The organism is Janthinobacterium sp. PAMC25594, assembly GCF_019443505.1.
Classification (GTDB): domain Bacteria; phylum Pseudomonadota; class Gammaproteobacteria; order Burkholderiales; family Burkholderiaceae_D; genus Janthinobacterium.
Genome location: NZ_CP080377.1, coordinates 6,260,453 through 6,280,674 on the forward strand (window position 1 = coordinate 6,260,453; position 20,222 = coordinate 6,280,674).

A 20,222-nucleotide genomic window follows, 5' to 3' on the forward strand; every position below is an offset into this window, starting at 1 on the left:
CATGAACTTTTCCCGCTTTTTCATCGACAAGCCGATTTTCGCGGCGGTGCTGTCGATCGTCATATTCGTGGCCGGGCTGCTGTCGATATTCGGCCTGCCCATCTCCGAATATCCCGACGTCGTGCCGCCATCCGTGGTGGTGCGCGCGCAATACCCGGGCGCCAACCCGAAAGTGATCGCCGAAACCGTCGCCGCGCCGCTCGAAGAGCAGATCAACGGCGTCGAGAACATGCTCTACATGTCCTCGCAAAACACATCCGATGGTTCGATGATGCTGACCGTGACCTTCAAGATCGGCACCAACGTCGAGCAGGCCGAGACGCAGGTGCAGAACCGCGTGCAGCGCGCCTTGCCGCGCCTGCCCGAGGAAGTGCGCCAGATCGGCGTGACGACCGTCAAGTCCTCGCCGAATCTGACCATGGTGGTGCACCTGGTCTCGCCGAACAAGCGTTATGACGATATGTACCTGCGCAATTACGCGGTGCTGAACGTCAAGGATCAACTGGCCCGTTTGCCCGGCATGGGCGATATTCAGATCTTCGGCGCCGGCGACTATGCCATGCGCATCTGGCTCGACCCGCAAAAAGTGGCGGCGCGCGGCATGACGGCCAATGACGTCGTCGACGCGATTCGCGAGCAGAACGTGCAGGTGGCCGCCGGCGTGATCGGCGCCTCGCCAGCGAAGAACTCGGACTTCCAGCTGACCGTCAATACTCAGGGCCGTCTGCAGACGCCCGAGGAATTCGGCGCCATCATCGTGCGCACCAATGCCGACGGCGCCATCACGCACCTGAAAGACGTGGCGCGCGTGGAAATGGGCGCCAACAGCTACTCGCTGCGTTCACTGCTGAACAATAATCCGGCCGTCGGCATGGGTATTTTCGAGGCACCGAATGCCAACGCGCTGCAATTGTCGTCCGACGTGCGTTCCAAGATGGAGGAACTGAAAAAAGACTTCCCGCAAGGCGTGGAATACCGCATCGAGTACGACCCGACGCAGTTCGTGCGCTCGTCCATCGAAGCCGTGATCCACACCCTGTTAGAGGCCATCGCCCTGGTGGTGCTGGTGGTGATCATCTTCCTGCAAACCTGGCGCGCCTCCATCATTCCGCTCTTGGCCGTTCCCGTGTCGATCGTCGGTACCTTTGCCGTGATGCTGGGCTTTGGCTTCTCGATCAACACGCTGTCACTGTTCGGTCTCGTGCTGGCCATCGGTATCGTCGTCGATGACGCCATCGTGGTGGTGGAAAACGTCGAGCGCAACATCGAGGAAGGGCTGTCGCCGCGCGACGCCACCATCCAGGCCATGAAAGAGGTCAGCGGTCCCATCGTCGCCATCGCCCTGGTGCTGTGCGCCGTGTTTGTGCCGATCGCCTTCGTGCCAGGTTTGTCGGGCGAGTTCTACCGCCAGTTCGCGCTGACGATCGCCATTTCGACCGTGATTTCCGCTTTCAGCTCGCTGACCCTGGCGCCAGCCCTGTCGGCCGCGCTGTTGAAACCGCACGATGCGCCGAAAGACGCGCTGACGCGCGGCATGGACATGGTCTTCGGCCGCTTCTTCGCCTGGTTCAACCGCTTCTTCGGCCGCGCTTCGCACCGTTATGAATCGGGCGTGAAGGGCGTGTTGGGCCGCAAGAGCGCCTCGCTGGGCGTGTATGCGCTGCTGGTCGTCGCCGCCATCTTCACCTTCAAGTCCGTGCCGGCCGGCTTCGTGCCAGCGCAGGACAAGCAATACCTGGTGGGTTTTGCGCAATTGCCCGACGCCGCTTCGCTGGACCGCACGGAAGATGTCGTGCGCCGCATGTCCGACGTCATCAAGTCGGTGCCCGGCGTCGAATCGACCATTGCCTTCCCCGGCCTGTCGATCAACGACTTCACCAATGCGCCGAACGCCGGCATCGTGTTCGCCACCTTGAAGCCGTTCGACGAACGCACCAGCAAGGAATTGTCGGGCGGCGCCATCGCGGCCGAGATCAACAAGCGCCTGGGCGGCATCCAGGACGCTTTCATCATGGTCTTCCCGCCACCACCGGTCAACGGCCTCGGTACCATCGGCGGCTTCAAGATGATGATCGAAGACCGCGGCAACCTCGGTTACGACGCGCTGTACAACGCCACCCAGGCACTGGCCGCCAAGGCCTACCAGACGCCGGAACTGGCGGGCGTGTTCTCGGGCTACCAGATCAACGTGCCGCAGCTGTTCGCCGACGTCGACCGCGTGAAGGCCAAGCAGATGGGCGTGCCGCTGGCGACCATTTACCAGACCTTGCAGATCAACCTCGGTTCGCTGTACGTGAACGACTTCAACCAGTTTGGCCGCACCTATCAGGTGCGCGTGCAAGCCGATGCGGTGTTCCGTTCGCATGCGCAGGATATCGCGCAGCTGAAGGTGCGTAGCAACAAAGGCGAAATGATCCCGCTGTCGTCGCTGATGCGCGTCAAGGACAGCTATGGTCCCGACCGCGTGCAGCGCTACAACGCTTACGCCGCAGCCGACTTCAATGGCGGCGCCGCCCCTGGCGTGTCGAGCGGCCAGGCGCAAGCCGCGCTGGAGCGCATCGCCAAGGAAGTGCTGCCGCAAGGGATTTCGTATGAATGGACGGAGCTGACCTACCAGGACATCTTGTCCGGCAATACGATGATTTATGTTTTCCCGCTGTGCGTGCTGCTGGTGTTCCTGGTGCTGGCCGCCCAGTACGAAAGCTGGACCCTGCCGTTGGCCGTGATCCTGATCGTGCCGATGTCGATCCTCTGCGCCTTGCTTGGCGTGAAACTGACCGGCGGCGACAACAACGTGTTTACCCAGATCGCGCTGTTCGTGCTGGTGGGGCTAGCGTCAAAAAATGCCATCCTGATCGTGGAATTTGCCCGCGAACTGGAAGAGCATGGCCGCACCGTCGTGCAAGCGGCGCTGGAAGCGTGCCGTCTGCGTCTGCGTCCGATCCTGATGACGTCGATCGCCTTCATCATGGGCGTGGTGCCCCTGGTGTTCTCGCACGGCGCCGGCTCCGAAATGCGCCATGCGATGGGCGTGGCGGTGTTCGCCGGCATGCTGGGCGTGACCTTCTTCGGCCTGTTCCTGACGCCCGTGTTCTACGTCCTGCTGCGCACCCTGGCGCAGCGTTTTGAGAAAAAACCAGCCGTCGCTGTCGCCAAGCCAAGCGCTGCGCCAGCGCTGGACCTGGAAGGAGATATATATTGAAAACCAATGCAATCATCCGGCGCGCGGCGCCCGTCTTGAGCGCCATGGCCGCCGCAGTCCTGCTGGCCGCCTGCGCGGCGCCCGAGTTCAAGCAGCCGCAGATCGAGACGCCCACGGCGTTCAAGGAAGCGCCAGCGCCTGCCGTGCAGACGGCGGCCGACGGCACGCGCTGGAAGCAGGGCGTGCCCGCCGAGCGCCAGGCGCGCGGCGAATGGTGGCTGGCGTTCAATGATCCGGCCCTGACCAGCCTGATCAACGAAGCCACGCAGGCGAATGCCAACCTGGCGGTGGCCGCCGCCCGCGTCAAGCAGGCGAGGGCGATTGCCGGCATCGCCGAAGCGGACCGCATTCCGCAGGTGGGCGTGAACGTGGGCGGCCAGCGCAACCGCGCTTCGGCCGTGTCGCTCGGCTTGCCGAACGGCGCGCCGGTGGCGGCCACCAACGTCTACCAGGCCAGCCTGACGGCCAGCTACGAAGTCGATCTGTTCGGCAGGGTGGCGGCTAACGTCAGCGCCTCGCGCAGCGATGCGCTGGCCGTGGAAGCGACGTACCGTTCCGTGCTGTTGTCGCTGCAGGCCGACGTGGCGCAAACCTACTTCCAGCTGCGGGCCACGGATGCCGAGCTGGCGACCCTGGAACAGACGGTGCGCCTGCGCGAGGAGAGCGTGCATGTGAACCAGCGCCGCTACGACCTGGGCGACATCGGCGAATTCGATTTGTCGCGTGCCCGCACGGAGCTGTCGACCGTGCGCGCCGAAGCCATCGGCCTGCAGCGCCAGCGCGCCACCGGCGAGCATGCGCTGGCCGTCCTGCTGGGCAAACCGGCCGCCAGCTTCACGGCGAGCGTCAACCCGCTGCAGGACAGCGGCTTCCTGCCCGTGATCCCGGCCGGCATGCCGTCGTCCCTGCTGGAGCGCCGTCCCGACATCGCGTCGGCGCAGCGCACCATGGAAGCGTCGAATGCGCGCATCGGCGTGGCGAAATCGGCCATGTTCCCCGCCTTGAGCCTGAACGCTTCCGGCGGCGGCGCGTCCGATACCTTCTCGGACATCTTCAAGTGGAGCAGCCGCTCCTGGCTGCTGGGCGCCCTGATGTCGATGCCGATCATCGACGGCGGACGTAATAAAGCTGCCGTGAGTCGCAGCGAAGCGCAGCTGGAAGAGTCGGTGGCGACGTATCGCCAGAGCGTGCTGGTGGCCTTCGCCGAGGTGGAAGACAACCTGGCCGGCCTGCGCATCCTGTCGGGCCAGACGCAGCAGATCGACGAAGCCGTCGTCTCGGCGCGCCGTTCGGCCGACCTGGCGCAAAAGCTGTACGACGCGGGCCGTTCCAGCTACCTCGATCTGCTCGACGCGCAGCGCAACCTGGCTGCCATCGAGCGCAATGCCGTGCAACTGCGTGGCAACCGCGCCGTCACCACGGTGGCGCTGATCCGCGCCCTGGGCGGCGGCTGGGGCGAGACGGAGCCGCAGGTCGCGGCCAACTAGTTTCCCGGCACCGCGGGCTGGAGTGTCCGGCCCGCGGCAAGGGATGCATATCGGGAACGGCGTCGTGCGCTTGCACGGCGCCGTTTTTTTATAGCTTGCGTAGACAATCAGTTGAATCCGTTTGCGGACAGACCGCGTAAGTACTCCTGCAATCACGCAAACGCAGTCATCCAGGAGATATCATCATGCGCACCTTCATCCCCGCAGCATTGTTCCTCACTTCCATGCTGGCCGCCAGCACCTCTTTTTCCGCCGACATGACGACCATGGTGGGTGGCCAGAGCATGTATCCGTCCAGGGACATCGTCGATAACGCCGTCAATTCGGCCGACCACACGACCCTGGTCGCCGCCGTCAAGGCAGCCGGTCTGGTCGATACCCTGAAAGGCAAGGGGCCGTTTACCGTGTTCGCGCCGACGAATGCGGCGTTTGGCAAACTGCCGGCCGGCACCGTCGAGACCCTGGTCAAGCCGGAAAGCAAGGCGACGCTGACGAAAATCCTCACCTACCACGTGGTTCCCGGCAAATACGACTTCAAGGCGCTGGCCAGGGAAATCAAGATGCATGATGGTAAAGCCACTTTGCCCACGGCCAGCGGGGGCAAGCTGATGTTCGCCATGAATGGCATGCACAATATCGTGGTGATGGACGAGGGCGGCAACAGCGCCAACATCAGCACCTATGATGTGTACCAGTCGAATGGCGTGATCAATGTGATCGACACGGTACTGATGCCGAAATAAAGACACGAAAAAGCGGACGAAAAAAAAGACAGGGAAAACCCTGTCTTTTTGGCTTGCGCGGCCTTGATTACTTGGCTGGCGCTGCTGCCGGTGCGGAAGCTGCTGCCGCGGCCGGAGCTGCTGGCGTTGCCGGTGCGGCTTTCTTTGCCTTGTGATGCTTGGCTTTCTTGTGCGTTGCCGGCTTGACGGCGGCTGCCGGCGCTTCGGCCTTGACGACAGGGGCGACGACAGGAATCGGTGCCACTGGTGCGACTGGCGCGACGGCTGGCGTCTGGGCGAAAGCGGCGGTGGCGAACAGGCTGGCGATCAGGGTGGCGATAACTTTTTTCATTTTAATATCCTTGGTATGTGTGGTCAGTAACGTGTGTCGGAATTACTTGGCTGGAGCCGCTTCGGCGGTGGCCGATGCCAGCTTTTCGTCAGCCTTGGCCTTGGTTTTCTTGGCTTTGTGGTGGGCCTTGGCCTTGGTGGTGGCCGCTTCCGCTTTGGCGCTGGCGACGTCCGTTTTCGCGGCGACGACTGCTTTCGCTTCTTTCGCGTCCGCTTTGACGACCGTTTGCGCTTCCTTGGCGTCCGCTTTCACGACGGCCTTGGTGTGGGCCGCTTCCACTTTGGCGGGAACCGAGGCTGCTGCGGTAGCATGTGCTGCCGGAGCTGCAGGCGTTTGGGCGAAGGCTGCAGTTGCGAACAGGCCGGCGATCAGGGTAGCGATAACTTTTTTCATGGTGCAGTCCTCAGTGGTGGTTTGTCTGGTAAGTCTGTTGGTGCCGGGATGATTCCCGTGTCACTGAGCATAAAACGCGCTCCGGGACGCTTGCGTTGACGGTCATTACAAACGCTTACATCTGCGTTGCATCCGCCTTCAGGATGGCTTTGAGGATGTCTTCCGAACGGCGCTGCCCATGCGCCTTGCCGTAGGCGCTCGATGCGATGCTGACGACCATGCGACGCGCCGGTATCACATAGATCTTGTTGCCGCCATTGCCCGAGGCGAAATGCACGGCAATCTGCTGTCCGTCGATGTCCTGCGTCTTCGCATACCAGAAATAACCGTAGCTGTCGGCGTAGCGGTCGACGGCGCCGATGGCCACGCGCGGCGCCAGCGCGGCTTGCAGCCAGGCGGCGTCGATCACTCTCCGCCCATCAAACACGCCGTCGTCGAGCACCATCTGGCCGATTTTCGCCGTATCGCGTGCGCGCAGCGACAGATTGCCCTGTCCTTTCGGGTGGTGTGCCACGTCGCGGCCCCAGCTCCAGCGCGTGATGCCCAGCGGCGCGAACAGCACCTTGGCGGCGAAATCTTCGAGGTCGGTGCCGCTGGCGTTTTCCACCACGCGTCCGGCAATGTACGAACCCAACGAGTTGTAGCGATAGGTGCTGCCCGGCTTTGTTGCCGCCGGCACGCCGCGCACGAAGGCGGCGGGGTCGGACGCGGCATCGAGCTTGTCTTCATTGCCGGGCGACTGCTCGTCTTCGTCGAAGGCGGCCAGGCCCGAGCGCATGGTCAGCAAGTCGTCGAGGACGACCTTGCCGGCGGGGCTGCCAGCGATTTCGGGCCAGTAATCGCCCACGGTTTTTGTTGTCGCCAGTTGTTCCCGCGCCACGGCGGCGCCCACCAGCAGAGCGGTGATGCTCTTGCCGGCCGAGCGGATGTCGTGCAGGGTGTCGGCCGTCTCGCCGTTGTAATAGCGTTCGGCCACGATAACGCCATCGCGCAGCACGACGACGGCGCGCAAGTCGCCATGGCTGTCGCGGTCCCGGGCTTGCAGGACTTGTTCCAGGGTGGCGGGGGCGTCTTGCGCATTGGCGGCGCAGGGCAGGGACAGGGCGGCAAGCAGGAGCAAGGGCAGGTGACGCATGGGATAGGCTTCGCGGCGATGGTGGGATTGCCAGTGTCCCTCATGTGCGCCGCTTTGTCGCGCACAAGCTGGCCTGTTCGATGAAGTTTGCATGAAGGCGCAGTGCAAGAGGCAACATGCAAAAAGGACAGCCGAAGCTGTCCCTGGTATTGCAGGCGAATTGGCCACGTTAGCGCAGACCCGGCGGACGCGCTCCCGTGACTGTGTTCGCGATTACTTCGCTGGTGCTGGCGTTGCCGGAACGGTTTCTGCCGCTTTCGCTGCATCCGCTTTCACTTTGGCCTTGCTGGCCTTGTGATGGGCCTTGGCCTTGGTGGCTTTGGCATCGGCCTTGGCGCTGGCGACATCGGCTTTCGCATCGGCGGCGACGACCGCTTCCTTGGCATCGGCTTTCACGACAGCCTTGGTTTCCTTGGCTTCCGCCTTGACCACGGCTTTCGTGTGGGCCGCTTCCGCCTTGGCCGGAGCCGGGGCTGCAGGGGTTTGGGCGAAGGCTGCGGTAGCGAACAGGCTGGCGACGAGGGTGGCGATAACTTTTTTCATTTTATTTTCCTGGCAAGTGGTAAGTGATGGTGTGTCGAGGATTACTTGGCGGCTGCTGGTGCCGCTTCAGCGGTGGCCGAAGCCAGTTTTGCATCGGCCTTGGCCTTGGTGTGCTTGGCCTTGTGGTGGGCCTTGGCTTTCGTGCTGGCCGCTTCCGTTTTGGCGCTGGCCACGTCCGTTTTCGCGGCGACGACGGCTTTCGCTTCTTTCGCATCGGCTTTCACGACGGCTTGCGCTTCCTTGGCGTCCGCTTTCACGACGGCCTTGGTGTGGGCCGCTTCCACTTTGGCAGGAACCGAGGCTGCTGGCGCTGCAGGCGTTTGGGCAAAGGCAGCGGTAGCGAACAGGCCGGCGATCAGGGTAACAATTGCTTTTTTCATGGTGCAGTCCTCGGTGGTGGTTTGTCTGGTATGTCTGTGGGTGCCGGGATGATTCCCGTGTCACTGAGCATAAAACGCGCCCCGGAAGCTTACCGTTGACCTTGTTTACACTTTCTTACAATCAGGTTTTTTAAAAGATGTTGCTGCATGATGTGGTGGTGAAAACGAAAAAAGACAGCCGAAGCTGTCTTTTCTTGTGGCGCGGAAAACGCGCGGAAGCGATTATTTGGCTGCTGCCGCGGTCGCTTCAGTTTTGGCTTCGTCAGCCTTGGCCTTGGCTTTTTTCGCTTTGTGATGGGCTTTGGCCTTGGTGGCTTTGGCGTCAGCCTTGGCGCTGGCGACATCGGCTTTGGCGTCTGCAGCGACGACGGCTTCTTTCGCATCGGCTTTCACGACGGCCTTGGTTTCTTTTGCTTCTGCTTTGGCCACTTCCTTGGTGTGCTTGGCTTCGGCCTTGGCCGGCGCTGCTGGTGCTGGGGTTTGAGCAAAGGCTGCGGTAGCGAACAAGCCGGCGATCAGAGTAGCGATTACTTTTTTCATGGTGCAGTTCCTCGAGAAGTGGGTTGTAGTTCAGGAGATGCATTTCCCCTGTCACTGAGCCAAAAACGCGCCGTGCGGCAATTGCGTTGACACGCCATTACAAATACTTACACTTGCCGCGTAAGCACCTTGCCGCACGGCCTGCGCGCGTCGACGCACTCTGTTAGCTGGCGTACCGCGCGCCAGCCCCTGGCGGCCTAGACTCGATGCCATCCTCACCGCATGGGTCCGCCATGAAAGCCGACTTGAAAACCGCTTTGAAAACCTATCAGGCCAAGCGCAATTTCGCCGTCACGCCCGAGCCGGCAGGCGGCGGCGAGGACGCGGGCGAGGTGCTCACCTTCGTCATCCAGAAGCATTGGGCCAGTCGTTTGCACTATGATTTTCGCCTGGAACTCGATGGCACGCTGAAAAGCTGGGCCGTGCCGAAAGGCCCCAGCTACGACCCGCGCGACAAGCGCATGGCCGTGCAGGTGGAAGACCATCCCCTGGCCTACGCCAGTTTTGAAGGCACGATCCCGGAAAAACAGTATGGCGCGGGCAAGGTCATCATCTGGGATAAAGGAACGTGGCAGCCGCAGCCAGCCACGCCCGATGCGCGCGCCGCGCTGGCGGCCGGCGAACTGAAATTCACTGTGCGTGGCCACAAGATGCAGGGCAACTGTGTGCTGGTGCGCATGCAGGGCAAGGATGAAAAGAAACCGGCCTGGCTGCTGATCAAGGAAAAAGACGCGTTTGCCCGGCCGGCCGCCGAATTTTCCGTTGTCGACGAGTTCCCCGGCAGCGTCAAGCACAAGGCCTTGTCCGCGCGCAAGTTGGCTGCCGCACCGCCCGATGCCGCTTTGCCCTCCACCCTGTCGCCCCAGCTGGCCACCCTGGTCGATACGCCGCCGCCAGCCGCGCAAGACTGGATTTTCGAGGCGAAATTCGACGGTTACCGCCTGCTCGCGCGTTGCGATGGCGATCAGGTCGCCCTGATCACGCGCAATGGCAATGACTGGACGGCCAAATTGCCGCCGCTGCGGCAGGCGCTGGAACAGATGGGCTTGCCGCCAGGCTGGTATGACGGTGAAATCGTCGTCAACGATGCCGGCGGCCACCCTGACTTCGGTGCCTTGCAGCGCGCGTTCGATGCGGACAGCACCAGCGCGATCGTGTATTACTTGTTCGACGTGCCGTATTTCGACGGCCATGATCTACGGGGCCAGCCCGTCGAGGCGCGCAGCGCTCTGCTGCAGGGGCTGCTGGAACAATTGCCCGCCTCGCCGCTGGTGCGTTTCAGCGGCGCGCTCGACGCCGAACCCCGGCAACTGCTGGCCCACGCCTGCCGCCTGGGGCTGGAAGGGGTGATCGGCAAGCGGCGCGGCTCGCCCTACGTCACGCGGCGCTCCGGCGACTGGATCAAGCTCAAATGCGGGCTGCGCCAGGAATTCGTCATCGGCGGCTATACGGCGCCGCAGGGCGCGCGCGAGGGGATCGGGTCGCTGCTGCTGGGCGTGCACGATGAGCAGGGCAAGCTGCGCTACGCGGGCAATGTGGGCAGCGGCTTTGACGATGCGGTCCTGCGCGACTTGCGGCGCCGCCTCGATGCGTTGGCCGTTGATGCCAGCCCGTTCGCAGGCAAGGCGGGCGGCGTGCGCCAGCCCATCTGGGTCCAGCCGCAACTGGTGGCCGAGGTTGGTTTTGCGCAATGGACCCGTGGCGGCGCCGTGCGCCATGCCGTGTTTCACGGCTTGCGCAATGATAAAAAACCGGTCGCCATCGTGCGCGAGCGGGCACAGCGGATCGACAGGGAGAAGACGATGCAAAATCAAGCCACGCCGGACGGCGTCTTGCCGGCCAGTTTCAAGGTCAGCCATGCGGACCGGGTGATCGACCAGGACAGCGGCGCGCGCAAGATCGACCTGGTGCGCTATTACGCGCTCGTGGGCAAGCTGATGCTCGTGCATTTGCGGGGCCGGCCCGTGTCGCTGGTGCGTGCGCCGGGCGGCGTGGGCGGCGAGCTGTTTTTCCAGAAGCATGCGGATACGTCGACCATGCCCGGCGTCAGAGAGCTCGATCCCGGCCTCGATCCCGAGCATGCTTCCATGCTGGAAGTGGCCAGCGTACAGGGCCTGTTATCGGCGGCGCAGTGGAATGTGGTGGAGTTTCATACGCAAAACGCGCTGGCCAGCGCCTACGACACGCCGAACCGCCTGGTGTTCGACCTGGACCCGGGCAAGGGCGTGGCCTGGCCCGCCATTCGCGAAGCGGCCGTGCTGCTGCGCGCCTTCCTGACGGAGCTGGGGCTGCCCGCCTGGTTGAAAACCAGCGGCGGCAAGGGCTTGCACGTAGTCGTGCCGATCCGCCCGAAACACGACTGGGATACGGTCAAGGCGTTTTCGCAAGCCATCGTGGCGCACATGGCGCAGCATATACCGGCGCGTTTTGTCGTCAAGAGCGGGCCGGCTAACCGCGTCGGCAAGATCTTCATCGATTATTTGCGCAACGGACGGGGCGCCACCACCGTGTGCGCGTGGTCGGCCCGCACGCGCTCCGGGCTGGGCATTTCCGTGCCGCTGGCCTGGGAGGAACTCGAGCAGCTGAAGGCGGGCGATCAATGGACGGTGAACAACGTCCACAGCCGCCTCGACGTGGGCAATGCGCCGTGGGCTGGCTATGCGCGCAGCGCCAGGGGCATCGATGGGGCCATGCAGAAACTGGGTTTCACTGCGGCGGCTTGAGCGGCAGGCTGGCGCGCACCAGTTGCAGGGCTTCGTCGATGGCAACGTTGAGCTGGGGAATCTCGACGGGTTTGGTCAGGTAGCGGAAAAAGCCCGCGGCCAGGCCGTGATGGATGTCGCCTTTCATGGCATTGGCCGTCAGCGCGATGACGGGGATGTGCGCCGTGCGCGGATCGTTGCGCAGGATGCGCTGCGCCTGGTTGCCATTCATGCCGGGCAGGTTGATATCCATCAAGATCACATCGGGGCGGCGCTCCAGCGCCAGCGCGATGCCATGGCGCGCGTCGGTGGCCGAGATCATGCGCAGATGGGGCAGGAAGCTGATGATGTCTTCCACCAGCCGCAGGCTGGCCGGATTGTCTTCCACGTACAGCAGCAGGGCCTGGCCGCCGGCATCGTCGGCGGCGTCGCCAGCAGGTTCGGCCAGCCCCTCCGTGTCCAGCGGCATCCTGGCGGGCGGCGTGGCCATGGTGTCGAGTTCGATCCAGAAGACGCTGCCCACGCCGACGCAGCTGTGCACGCCCATGGCACCGCCCATCAGCTCGATCAAGCGCTTGGTGACGACCAGGCCGATGCCCGTGCCTTCCTCGCTGCCCGCCTCTTGGCCCAGGCGGTTAAACGGCTGGAACAGTTCCGCCATCTGCGTGTCGTCCAGGCCCTTGCCCGTGTCGCGGATGGCGATGCGCACGCGCTGCGCAGCCGGTTGCGAGATTTCCAGCGCCACCTTGCCGGCCGGGCGGTTGTACTTGATGGCGTTCGACAGCAGGTTCAACAGCACTTGCTTGAGGCGCGTATGGTCGGCCCTGACTGTCAGCGGCCCGCAGACCGAAAAGACCATCTCGAGCTGGCGCTGCTGCGCCTGTTCTTCCACCATCACGCGCACTTCCTCGATCAGCGCGGGCAGCGCCACCGCCTCGATCGACAGGCTCAGGCTGCCTGACTCGATCTTCGCCAGGTCGAGGATTTCATTGATCAGGGTGAGCAGGTGGCGGCCCGAGGTGACGATGTTTTGCACGAAGGCGCGTTTTTGCTGCACGGTCGCGGGCAACGATTCGTTGGCCAGCAGCTGGGCAAAGCCGAGGATGGCATTGAGCGGCGTGCGCAATTCGTGCGACATGCTGGTGAGAAAGCGGTCCTTTGCCTGGCTGGCCCGCTCCAGTTCGATTTTCTGTTCATTGAGCGTGTGTTCGATGCGCTTGCGTTCCGTGATGTCGCGGATGGCTGACGAAACCAGCACGCCTTCGTCCGTCTCCAGCGGCGACAGGCTGATTTCGACGGGAAACTCGGTGCCGTCGCGGCGCAAGCCGTACAGTTCCAGGCCCGCACCCATGGAGCGGGCGCGTGGCGCTTTGGAAAAGGCTTGCCGGTGGTGCGGATGATCATGCGCGTAGCGGGCCGGGATCAGCACTTCCACATTGCGTCCCAGCAGCTCCGCGCGCGAATAGCCGAACAGGCGTTCCGTTTGCGAGTTGACGAGCACGATCTCGCCATCACCATTGACGATGACGATGGCGTCCGGCGCCGATTCGAGCAGGCCGCGGAACTTTTGCTCGGCCCGGCGCCGGTCGCTGACGTCGCGGATGGCGCTGATGACGAAGGTGCCGATCTCCGTCTGGATGGGCGAGAGGCTGATTTCGACGGGGAACTCGACGTTGTCCTTGCGCAAACCCAGCAATTCCAGGTCGGCGCCCATGGTGCGCGTGCGGGGCTGGTCGAAATAGCGCGCGCGGTGTCCCACGTGCGCGTGGCGCAGGCGTTGCGGCAACAGGGTATCGATTTGCCTGCCGCTCAATTCTCCTTCCGCATAGCCGAACAGGCGCTGCGCCTGCTGGTTGGCCAGCACGATGGCGCCCGTGGCGTTGACCATGATGACGCTGTCCGGCGTCGATTCGAACAGCACCCGGTAGCGCACGTCGACAAACTGGGCGTCGCGCGCCGCTTTCAGCAAGGTCGTGTCCTTCATGGTGGAAATCAGGTAGCAGGGGGCATCCGGCGTGGCGCGTGCGGACTGGCAGGCCACATCGATGTAGATGAGTTCGCCATCCTTGCGCCGCCGCATCGATTCGCGGTCATAGCTGCCATGCAGCGCCAGTTTCTCGTCGATCAGCGGGGCTGCTTCGGCCTGTCCCGGCAGCGAGATCAGTTCCCACAGCGGGTGGCCCAGCGCCTCATCGCTGGCATAGCCGAAGATGCGCTGCGCGCCGATCGTCCAGCGCACGACGACATGGTCTTCATTCGTGATGACAACGCCGCCAGGGGCGCCGCTGAGGATAAGCTGATCTAACTCGGCATCCATTGTTTTCCCGCACGCATGACAGGGCTTGCCGGACGGCAGGCTGTGTGCATACGCTAGCGAGAAGCTTGATCAAAGTCAATGCATTTATATTATTGAAGATTATCCGCGGCGGACTGCGAGCATCAGGCCGTCTTGCGCCTGGCGGGCGGTGGTTTGCGGGAGGCGGACGAGGCCGCGCGCGCCTTCTTGCCCAGGCTTTGCTGCAGCAGGGCGACCAGGTCGATCACGTTGCTGCCGTGCTCTGCTTCCGGCTCGGGCGCGGTGATGGTCTTGGTCTGTTTCGCCTTGATTTTTTTCTTGACCAGCGCCAGCACGTCTTCGCGATAGCTGTCGTGGTATTGCCCCGGTTCCCACGTTTCGCTCATGCCCTCCACCAGCGACAGGGCCATTTTGAGTTCCTTGTCGGTAATGCCCGCCCCCTTCAGGGTGCTGGCGGGCAAGTCCAGGTCGTCCGTGGGGCGGATTTCATCGGCGTAGCGCAGGGTGTTGAGCACGATGGCGTCGCCGACGCAGGCGAGCGCGCACAAATGTTGCTTGGTGCGCATGACTACGCTGGCGATAGCCACTTTATCGGCCTTGCGCAAGGTTTCGCGCAGCAGCGCATAGACTTTCTCGCCGCCCTTGGCGGGCAGCAGGTAATACGGGTGCGCGTAAAAGGTCAGCGGCACTTCCGTCGCATCGACAAAGGTCAATATGGCTATGGTTTGCGTGGCCTTCACGTTCGCCTGCCTCAAATCTTCGTCGGACAGCACCACGTATTCGTCCGTCTTGTATTCATAGCCCTTGATGATGTCGTCCCACTCGACTTCCTTGCCCGTCTGCTTGTTGTAGCGTTTGTAGCCGATGGGTGCGAAGTCGCGCCGGTCCAGCATGGATAAGTCCAATTCATGGTCGAGACTGGCTGAAATCAGCTCGACGGGGATGTGCACGAGGCCGAAGCTGATGGCGCCTTTCCACAATGCGCGCGCCATGGCCTAGTTCCCCACGCTGCCGGTGACGGGCAGGACGATGCCCGTGATGTAGCTGGAACAGGCGGGCGAGGCCAGGAAGACGTAGGCGGGCGACAGTTCCTCGGGCTGGGCCGGGCGGCGCATGTCGGTGTCGGCGCCGAATTTTGCGATGTCCTCGGGCGACTTGTCGGCCGGGTTGAGGGGCGTCCAGACGGGTCCCGGCGCGATGGCGTTGACGCGGATGCCCTTGTCCAGCAGGTTGCCGGCCAGTGCCATGGTAAACGCATGGATGGCGCCCTTGGTGGTGGAATAATCGAGCAAGTACTTCGAGCCTTGCAAACCCGTCACGGACCCCGTGTTGATGATGGAGGCACCGCGCTGCAGATGGGGCAACACGGCCTTGGCCATGTGAAAGTAACCGTAGACATTGGTTTTCATGGTGAGGTCGAAGCGCTCCTCGCTCAGGTCCAGCAAGGATGCGGCGTGTTCCTGGAAGGCGGCGTTGTTGACCAGTATGTCGATGTGCGTGAACCGTTCCAGCACCTGATTGACGGCTTGCTGGCAAAAGCCCTGCTCGCGCACGTCGCCGGGTATCAACAGGCAGCTTTGGCCTTCCGCTTCCACATAGCGTTTCGTTTCGTTGGCGTCCGCATGTTCGTTCAGGTAAATGATGACGACATCGGCCCCTTCGCGCGCATACAGCACGGCCACGGCGCGGCCGATGCCCGAATCACCGCCCGTGATGATGGCCACCATGCCGGCCAGCTTGCCGCTGCCGCAGTAGTCGGGCGCCAGGAAGCGGGGTTTCAATGGCATCTGTGCTTCGCTGCCGGGTTTGGCGGCATCGCGCTGCTCCGGCTGGACGGCGCGCTGCAAGTTACCGGCGGACTGGTCCTTGTTCTCGTTCATGCTGGCCTCCGTGGAAACGAAGATCCAGTATCGGCGCGGCACCCCCATCAAACGGTGCGCTTGCTAACAGAGTGGCGCAAACGGGTGTAAGATTAGATGATGATTGACATCATAGTGGAGGCAGCATGAAAGTGAGCAGGGAGCAGGCGGCGCTGAACCGCGAGCGCATCGTCGACGTGGCGGCCAGATTGTTCCGCGAGAAGGGTTACGACGGCATCGGCGTGGCCGACCTGATGAAGAACGCGGGCCTCACGCATGGCGGCTTCTATGGCCATTTTGCGTCCAAGGAAGATTTGATGATCGAAGCGTGCCAGCATGCCTTGCATAAGTCGCTGGAAGGCTGGCGGGCGAAGGTCGCCAGCGACCCGCAGCGGGCGCTGCCGGCCATCATCGATAGCTACCTGACCACCCGCCACCGCGACCAGCCTGGCACAGGCTGCCCGGCGGCGGCCATGGGCGTCGACGTGGCGCGCATGTCGCCCGGCGCGCGTCCCGCCTTTGCGCAGGCGACGCGGCAGCAGTTTGCGCTGCTGGAAGGCTTGCTGCCGGACGGCAGGCCAGAAGAGCGGCGCCAGCAGGCCATCGCCACGTTTGCCGCCATGGTGGGCGCCATGGTGCTGGCCCGTTCCGTCGATGACGAGGCGCTGTCGGCGGAAATCCTTGAGGCCGTGAAGGCGCAATTGCTGCCAGACTGAGCATATCCCCCTGTCAGCCGGCCGCGTCGCATGATAGGCTTCGGTTTTCAGATTTCGGGATCATTCATGCTGCTCTGGCTCAGGCAATACCGGCGTCCTCTGTTGGCCGGAGACATCACCGCCGGTATCGTTGTCGCCATGATGATGGTGCCGCAAGGCATGGCCTACGCGCTGGTGGCGGGCTTGCCGCCCGTGGTGGGCATCTATGCCAGCATCCTGCCGCCCGTGCTGTACGCCTTGTTCGGCAGCAGCATGACGCAATCGGTGGGGCCCATGGCCATCGTTTCCCTGATGACGGCCGCAGCCCTGGCACCGCTGGCCGACCCCGGCTCCTCCTTGTATATCGTGCTGGCCGCCCAGCTGGCCTTCATCAGCGGCCTGGTCCTGCTGCTGTGCGGCGTGCTGCGCCTGGGCTTCATGGCCAGCTTTTTATCGCGTCCCGTGATTAGCGGCTTCAGCAATGGCGCCGCGATCCTGATCATCTGGGGCCAGATCACGCCCTTGCTCGGTGCCAGCATTCCCCACTGGCATACGCCCAGCCTCGTGCTGGGGCTGTCCGGCCTGCTGTTCCTGTGGCTGGCCAAACGCTACGCGTCGCGCCTGCTGCAGCGTTGCGGCTTGAACCAGGTGGCGGCCGATGTGGGCGCGCGCCTGGCGCCGATGGCGCTGGTGCTGGCCGGCATCGCGCTCGTCGCCTATGGCGGCCTGGACGCGATGGGCGTGCAGACGACGGGCCACGTGCCCAGCGGCTTGCCGGGCCTGAACCTGGCCACCTCGGGCGCCCATTGGCGCACCTTGCTGTCGCCGGCGCTGCTGATCGCCTTCATCATCTTTTTGATGAGCATGTCCGCCGCCCAGACCCTGGCGCAAAAACGCGGTGAAAAACTGCACACGAACCGTGAACTGCTGGGCTTGGGCGCGGCCAACGTGGCCAGCGCGCTGTCGGGCGGCTTTCCCGTCACCGGCTCCATCTCGCGCTCGGCCGTCAATTTCCAGGCGGGCGCCAACACGCCGCTGGCCAGCATCATCACGGCGGGCTTGCTGGCGCTGGCGCTGGTGGCGCCCACGGGCTGGCTGGCCCTGCTGCCGCTGCCGGTCCTGGCGGCCACCATCATCTTTGCCGTGGCCAGCCTGCTGGACTGGGATACCTTGAAACTGTCGTGGCGCTACGACCGCAGCGATGCGCTGGCCCTGCTGGCGACCACGGCCGGCGTGCTGGTGCTGGGCGTGGAAGCGGGCGTGGTGATCGGCGTGCTGCTGTCGATGGGGACCCTGATCTGGCGCGCCAGCCGTCCGCACATCGCCGTGCTGGGGCGTATCCCGAATAGCGAGCACTTCCGCAACGTGGAGCGCTACGAGGCGCAAACCTTGCCGGACGTCTTGCTGCTGCGCATAGATGCGGGCCTGTTCTTCGGCAATGTGGAAGCCGTCACCGAGCGCGTGGAAGACGAATTGCGCGGTCACCCGACGGCGCGCCACCTGGTGCTGGTGTTGTCGGCCGTTAACCAGATCGACAGCACGGCCCTGCTGGGCTTGATCGAACTCAACAGCGCGCTGGCCAAGCGCGGCATCAGCCTGAACCTGGCCGAAGTGAAGGGCCCCGTGATGGACCGCCTGCGCCAGAGCAGCCTGCTGCATGACCTGAGCGGCAAGCTGTACCTGAGCACGGCGCTGGCGACGGCTGATTTAAGTGGGGGAAACGCGTGAACATGGAACTGAATCTGCACGGCGAGGCACGCGCCGTTGACAGCATCGCTGCGCTGGAACAGGCGCTGCGGGAGGCGCGCGCGCTGGCGCAGTGCGAGCTGTGGCTGACCCTGGCCACCGAGGCGGAGCAGGGCCCGGCCCTGTGCATGCTGCGCAACGGCGGCAACGCCTGGCTGATGTATCTGTCGGGGCAGGATGAGCTGAGTTTTCATACGCTGGGCGACGAGGAGGCGGACGGCGTTTGCAGCTACCTGCTGTCGAATGGCCAGGTGGATGAGTATCCCGAAGCCTGGTGCGTGGAGGTGGAGCAATGCCAGCGCGCCTTCGTCGCGTTTTTCAGGACAGGCGGCGCGCGGCCGGCCGCCATCGCGTGGGAGGCGGATTGAGATGCCGCAAACCACGCAAACGATCATCGCCGACATCGACAGTGAACTGGTGGCCGCGCTGGACGCCAGGGCAGGTTTATTGACGCTGCGCGCCATCCTGCTGCGCTACAAGGCCAGCGGCGTGACGGCGGCGCAGGTGGCCGGCTTGCTGCAGGAACTGCGTCCAGCCACGCAGGAGGGCCCGCTGGAAGACGTGATACTGGATGCCCTCGACATGGTGACAGGCTGGTGCACGCCGCAGCTGCGGGTATGGGACGACCAAGTCATATGAATCATCAAGATGAACGCCTGGACGCCTGGTACGACGGCTCGGCCATCTGCCTGATCGCCGTCGGTGCGCACGGCGACCCGCTGGACCTGAGCGACGACGAAGTGCGCGCGCTGATCGCGAAGCTGCAGCACTGCCTGGCCGAGTCCGAAGCTGCTGCGACAGACGACTGACGGCTCAGGCGGCCGCCAGCGCCTTTTCCATCGCCACGCTGGCCAGGCTGATGCCGCTGGGATGCGCATACGCTTCCTCGCGCAAGGCGATGAAGCCGGCGGCAGCGTAAAACGGCTCCGCATTGAGCGACGCGGACAGGTGCAGGCGCGCAATGCCGCGCTGGCGCGCCTGCTGCTCCAGCGCCGCCAGCAGGCGCTTGCCGATGCCCAGGCCCGCGCGGGCCGGATCGACGAATACGGCATCGACTTCCTGCTTGTCCGCATCGAGCATGGCGTAGCCGGCAATGATATCTCCCTGCAGCGCCACGATGCCGCCACCGGCAGCCAGCATGGCGGCATACGAGTCCGGCACGGGCGAGGCCGTCCATACGGCGATCTGTTCCGGCGCATAGTGCGTGGCGCAACCGACGCGCACGGCCACCGTGCGCAAGGCCCACAGGGCGTGGATGTCGAAGGGCAGCGCGGGGCGCACGGTGATGGGCATGGGGGATTTCCGGGCAAAAGGCCATGCTAGCGCAATGGCTTGCACTGCGCCAGCATGCCTTTTTGTCACTGCGCCGGCTTGTCCGGATCGATGTAGTACGAGCCAGGCGGCGCACCCGGCACTTTCACCCGGAACTTCAGGCCGGACAGCAGCTTGTCCCACAAGGCAATGGCCTCTTCGTCCGTCAGCGATGCGGCTTCGGCGGCGCCGACCATGTTGTGGGCGACTTTGGTGTACATGGATGCTTCCAATACCGCTGGATAGGCGATATCGCGCGGCGTACCGACCAGTGTCCATTCAAAATCATGCACGCCATCGGTACGCCGTATCAACGATTCCTCGCCATGCCAGTGCTGCACGTCACGCTTGCCCTCGCGTAGCAGAGTACGAGGGGGATAATTCTTGCCTTGTTGGTCTTTTGCTTCCTGGATACGAGCAAGTAATGATAATTTTCCACGTACTTTTGCATCATATTCGGCAGGAGGATAGTCACCGTAGGCATTTTTATTCGCAGTGATGGAAAAAGTCACGTCTGGAAAGCTGGGGAAATACAAGCCTGCATCCGCCATTTCCTGACTATTATATTTGTTGTCGCTCATGAAACCATTTTTGACGCAATAGCCAGGTTCCTTGGGAACTTCATTTTCATCGCGCAGACGTAAGTTGTTGGCGCGGACCATTTGATTTCGTTTGGAGTCTGCTATTGTTTCATCTTTTCTTTTTGATCCATCAAGAATAAATATGTGGTTTCCTTTTATAACGTAGGTCTTGAAGAATAGATCGCCATCTTCCTTGGAAAATTTCCCATCGTAATATTGAAGTTGCCAGCTATTTTCTACTGGACCTTTTTCATTGTATATAATTTCAGAGTTTGGGT

The 20,222-nt window shown here is 63.2% G+C and carries 20 protein-coding genes; 9 read left to right on the plus strand and 11 right to left on the minus strand.

From position 1 onward, the window contains the following. The first annotated feature begins 1 nt into the window (after position 1). The 3 genes from KY494_RS28105 to KY494_RS28115 all read left to right on the plus strand — a co-directional run bounded on the left by KY494_RS28105 (position 2) and on the right by KY494_RS28115 (position 5,432). A complete protein-coding gene (locus KY494_RS28105) occupies positions 2–3,202 on the plus strand; it encodes an efflux RND transporter permease subunit (protein ID WP_219889133.1) in 3,201 nt (1,066 codons plus the stop codon). 44 nt (positions 3,203–3,246) lie between these two features. Beyond that, complete coding sequence (locus KY494_RS28110; RefSeq protein ID WP_258194993.1) at positions 3,247–4,689, plus strand: efflux transporter outer membrane subunit; 1,443 nt, start codon at positions 3,247–3,249, stop codon at positions 4,687–4,689. 185 nt (positions 4,690–4,874) lie between these two features. Then, positions 4,875–5,432 carry a fasciclin domain-containing protein gene (locus KY494_RS28115; RefSeq protein ID WP_219889135.1) on the plus strand — a complete coding sequence of 186 codons (558 nt, stop codon included), beginning with the start codon at positions 4,875–4,877 and terminating at the stop codon, positions 5,430–5,432. 67 nt (positions 5,433–5,499) lie between these two features. On the opposite strand, the gene KY494_RS28120 is transcribed toward KY494_RS28115, so the two are convergent. The 6 genes from KY494_RS28120 to KY494_RS28145 all read right to left on the minus strand — a co-directional run bounded on the left by KY494_RS28120 (position 5,500) and on the right by KY494_RS28145 (position 8,754). Beyond that, positions 5,500–5,763, minus strand: a complete 264-nt coding sequence (locus tag KY494_RS28120; protein ID WP_219134636.1) for a hypothetical protein — start codon at positions 5,761–5,763, stop codon at positions 5,500–5,502. 42 nt (positions 5,764–5,805) lie between these two features. Then, positions 5,806–6,156, minus strand: a complete 351-nt coding sequence (locus tag KY494_RS28125; protein WP_219134637.1) for a hypothetical protein — start codon at positions 6,154–6,156, stop codon at positions 5,806–5,808. A gap of 115 nt (positions 6,157–6,271) precedes the next feature. Further along, positions 6,272–7,291 carry a serine hydrolase gene (locus KY494_RS28130; protein ID WP_219889137.1) on the minus strand — a complete coding sequence of 340 codons (1,020 nt, stop codon included), beginning with the start codon at positions 7,289–7,291 and terminating at the stop codon, positions 6,272–6,274. Between the two features lie 213 nt (positions 7,292–7,504). Further along, positions 7,505–7,834 carry a hypothetical protein gene (locus KY494_RS28135; RefSeq protein ID WP_219889139.1) on the minus strand — a complete coding sequence of 110 codons (330 nt, stop codon included), beginning with the start codon at positions 7,832–7,834 and terminating at the stop codon, positions 7,505–7,507. A 41-nt stretch (positions 7,835–7,875) separates the two neighbouring features. Further along, positions 7,876–8,214: a hypothetical protein gene (locus tag KY494_RS28140; protein WP_219889141.1), complete on the minus strand. Its 339-nt coding sequence runs from the start codon at positions 8,212–8,214 to the stop codon at positions 7,876–7,878. Between the two features lie 222 nt (positions 8,215–8,436). Continuing rightward, a complete protein-coding gene (locus KY494_RS28145; protein WP_141169928.1) occupies positions 8,437–8,754 on the minus strand; it encodes a hypothetical protein in 318 nt (105 codons plus the stop codon). Between the two features lie 233 nt (positions 8,755–8,987). On the opposite strand from KY494_RS28145, the gene ligD reads away from it, so the two are divergent. Continuing rightward, positions 8,988–11,477, plus strand: coding sequence for a DNA ligase D (gene ligD / locus KY494_RS28150; RefSeq protein ID WP_258194518.1), 2,490 nt, complete (start codon positions 8,988–8,990; stop codon positions 11,475–11,477). Here ligD and KY494_RS28155 read toward each other — a convergent pair. From KY494_RS28155 to KY494_RS28165, 3 genes are all read right to left on the minus strand, one after another. Then, entirely contained in the window at positions 11,461–13,773 is a 2,313-nt protein-coding gene (locus KY494_RS28155) for a PAS domain S-box protein (protein WP_219889142.1), read from the minus strand. The two genes, ligD and KY494_RS28155, sit on opposite strands and share 17 nt — an antisense overlap. A gap of 122 nt (positions 13,774–13,895) precedes the next feature. After that, positions 13,896–14,744, minus strand: a complete 849-nt coding sequence (locus KY494_RS28160) for a Ku protein (RefSeq protein ID WP_219889144.1) — start codon at positions 14,742–14,744, stop codon at positions 13,896–13,898. 3 nt (positions 14,745–14,747) lie between these two features. Beyond that, a complete protein-coding gene (locus tag KY494_RS28165; protein WP_375143432.1) occupies positions 14,748–15,680 on the minus strand; it encodes an SDR family oxidoreductase in 933 nt (310 codons plus the stop codon). Positions 15,681–15,757: 77 nt separating this feature from the next. On the opposite strand from KY494_RS28165, the gene KY494_RS28170 reads away from it, so the two are divergent. The 5 genes from KY494_RS28170 (at position 15,758) to KY494_RS28190 (ending at position 18,861) form a co-directional block, all read left to right on the plus strand. Then, positions 15,758–16,327, plus strand: a complete 570-nt coding sequence (locus tag KY494_RS28170; protein ID WP_219889148.1) for a TetR/AcrR family transcriptional regulator — start codon at positions 15,758–15,760, stop codon at positions 16,325–16,327. A gap of 66 nt (positions 16,328–16,393) precedes the next feature. After that, entirely contained in the window at positions 16,394–18,034 is a 1,641-nt protein-coding gene (locus KY494_RS28175; RefSeq protein ID WP_219889150.1) for a SulP family inorganic anion transporter, read from the plus strand. Between the two features lie 2 nt (positions 18,035–18,036). Next, complete coding sequence (locus tag KY494_RS28180) at positions 18,037–18,420, plus strand: Imm1 family immunity protein (protein WP_219889152.1); 384 nt, start codon at positions 18,037–18,039, stop codon at positions 18,418–18,420. Position 18,421: 1 nt separating this feature from the next. After that, complete coding sequence (locus tag KY494_RS28185) at positions 18,422–18,691, plus strand: hypothetical protein (protein WP_219889154.1); 270 nt, start codon at positions 18,422–18,424, stop codon at positions 18,689–18,691. Next, positions 18,688–18,861, plus strand: coding sequence for a hypothetical protein (locus tag KY494_RS28190; protein ID WP_219889156.1), 174 nt, complete (start codon positions 18,688–18,690; stop codon positions 18,859–18,861). The genes KY494_RS28185 and KY494_RS28190 overlap by 4 nt, the downstream gene beginning before the upstream one ends. Before the next feature lie 4 nt (positions 18,862–18,865). Here KY494_RS28190 and KY494_RS28195 read toward each other — a convergent pair whose 3' ends face one another. Together KY494_RS28195 and KY494_RS28200 are read right to left on the minus strand one after the other, a co-directional pair. Beyond that, positions 18,866–19,345: a GNAT family N-acetyltransferase gene (locus KY494_RS28195; protein ID WP_219889158.1), complete on the minus strand. Its 480-nt coding sequence runs from the start codon at positions 19,343–19,345 to the stop codon at positions 18,866–18,868. Positions 19,346–19,410: 65 nt separating this feature from the next. After that, positions 19,411–20,025: a T6SS immunity protein Tli4 family protein gene (locus KY494_RS28200; RefSeq protein ID WP_219889160.1), complete on the minus strand. Its 615-nt coding sequence runs from the start codon at positions 20,023–20,025 to the stop codon at positions 19,411–19,413. Positions 20,026–20,222: the final 197 nt, after the last annotated feature.

Excerpts from the sequence above, each read along its gene's own strand:
- KY494_RS28200 (WP_219889160.1), bottom strand. The coding sequence starts at position 20,025 with ATGGTCCGCGCCAACAACTTACGTCTGCGCGATGAAAATGAAGTTCCC.
- KY494_RS28175 (WP_219889150.1), top strand. The coding sequence starts at position 16,394 with ATGCTGCTCTGGCTCAGGCAATACCGGCGTCCTCTGTTGGCCGGAGAC.
- KY494_RS28135 (WP_219889139.1), bottom strand. The coding sequence starts at position 7,834 with ATGAAAAAAGTTATCGCCACCCTCGTCGCCAGCCTGTTCGCTACCGCA.
- KY494_RS28180 (WP_219889152.1), top strand. The coding sequence starts at position 18,037 with ATGGAACTGAATCTGCACGGCGAGGCACGCGCCGTTGACAGCATCGCT.
- KY494_RS28195 (WP_219889158.1), bottom strand. The coding sequence starts at position 19,345 with ATGCCCATCACCGTGCGCCCCGCGCTGCCCTTCGACATCCACGCCCTG.
- KY494_RS28165 (WP_375143432.1), bottom strand. The coding sequence starts at position 15,680 with ATGGGGGTGCCGCGCCGATACTGGATCTTCGTTTCCACGGAGGCCAGC.
- KY494_RS28125 (WP_219134637.1), bottom strand. The coding sequence starts at position 6,156 with ATGAAAAAAGTTATCGCTACCCTGATCGCCGGCCTGTTCGCAACTGCA.
- KY494_RS28170 (WP_219889148.1), top strand. The coding sequence starts at position 15,758 with ATGAAAGTGAGCAGGGAGCAGGCGGCGCTGAACCGCGAGCGCATCGTC.
- KY494_RS28115 (WP_219889135.1), top strand. The coding sequence starts at position 4,875 with ATGCGCACCTTCATCCCCGCAGCATTGTTCCTCACTTCCATGCTGGCC.
- ligD (WP_258194518.1), top strand. The coding sequence starts at position 8,988 with ATGAAAGCCGACTTGAAAACCGCTTTGAAAACCTATCAGGCCAAGCGC.
- KY494_RS28140 (WP_219889141.1), bottom strand. The coding sequence starts at position 8,214 with ATGAAAAAAGCAATTGTTACCCTGATCGCCGGCCTGTTCGCTACCGCT.
- KY494_RS28105 (WP_219889133.1), top strand. The coding sequence starts at position 2 with ATGAACTTTTCCCGCTTTTTCATCGACAAGCCGATTTTCGCGGCGGTG.
- KY494_RS28120 (WP_219134636.1), bottom strand. The coding sequence starts at position 5,763 with ATGAAAAAAGTTATCGCCACCCTGATCGCCAGCCTGTTCGCCACCGCC.
- KY494_RS28155 (WP_219889142.1), bottom strand. The coding sequence starts at position 13,773 with ATGGATGCCGAGTTAGATCAGCTTATCCTCAGCGGCGCCCCTGGCGGC.
- KY494_RS28110 (WP_258194993.1), top strand. The coding sequence starts at position 3,247 with ATGGCCGCCGCAGTCCTGCTGGCCGCCTGCGCGGCGCCCGAGTTCAAG.
- KY494_RS28130 (WP_219889137.1), bottom strand. The coding sequence starts at position 7,291 with ATGCGTCACCTGCCCTTGCTCCTGCTTGCCGCCCTGTCCCTGCCCTGC.
- KY494_RS28190 (WP_219889156.1), top strand. The coding sequence starts at position 18,688 with ATGAATCATCAAGATGAACGCCTGGACGCCTGGTACGACGGCTCGGCC.
- KY494_RS28160 (WP_219889144.1), bottom strand. The coding sequence starts at position 14,744 with ATGGCGCGCGCATTGTGGAAAGGCGCCATCAGCTTCGGCCTCGTGCAC.
- KY494_RS28185 (WP_219889154.1), top strand. The coding sequence starts at position 18,422 with ATGCCGCAAACCACGCAAACGATCATCGCCGACATCGACAGTGAACTG.
- KY494_RS28145 (WP_141169928.1), bottom strand. The coding sequence starts at position 8,754 with ATGAAAAAAGTAATCGCTACTCTGATCGCCGGCTTGTTCGCTACCGCA.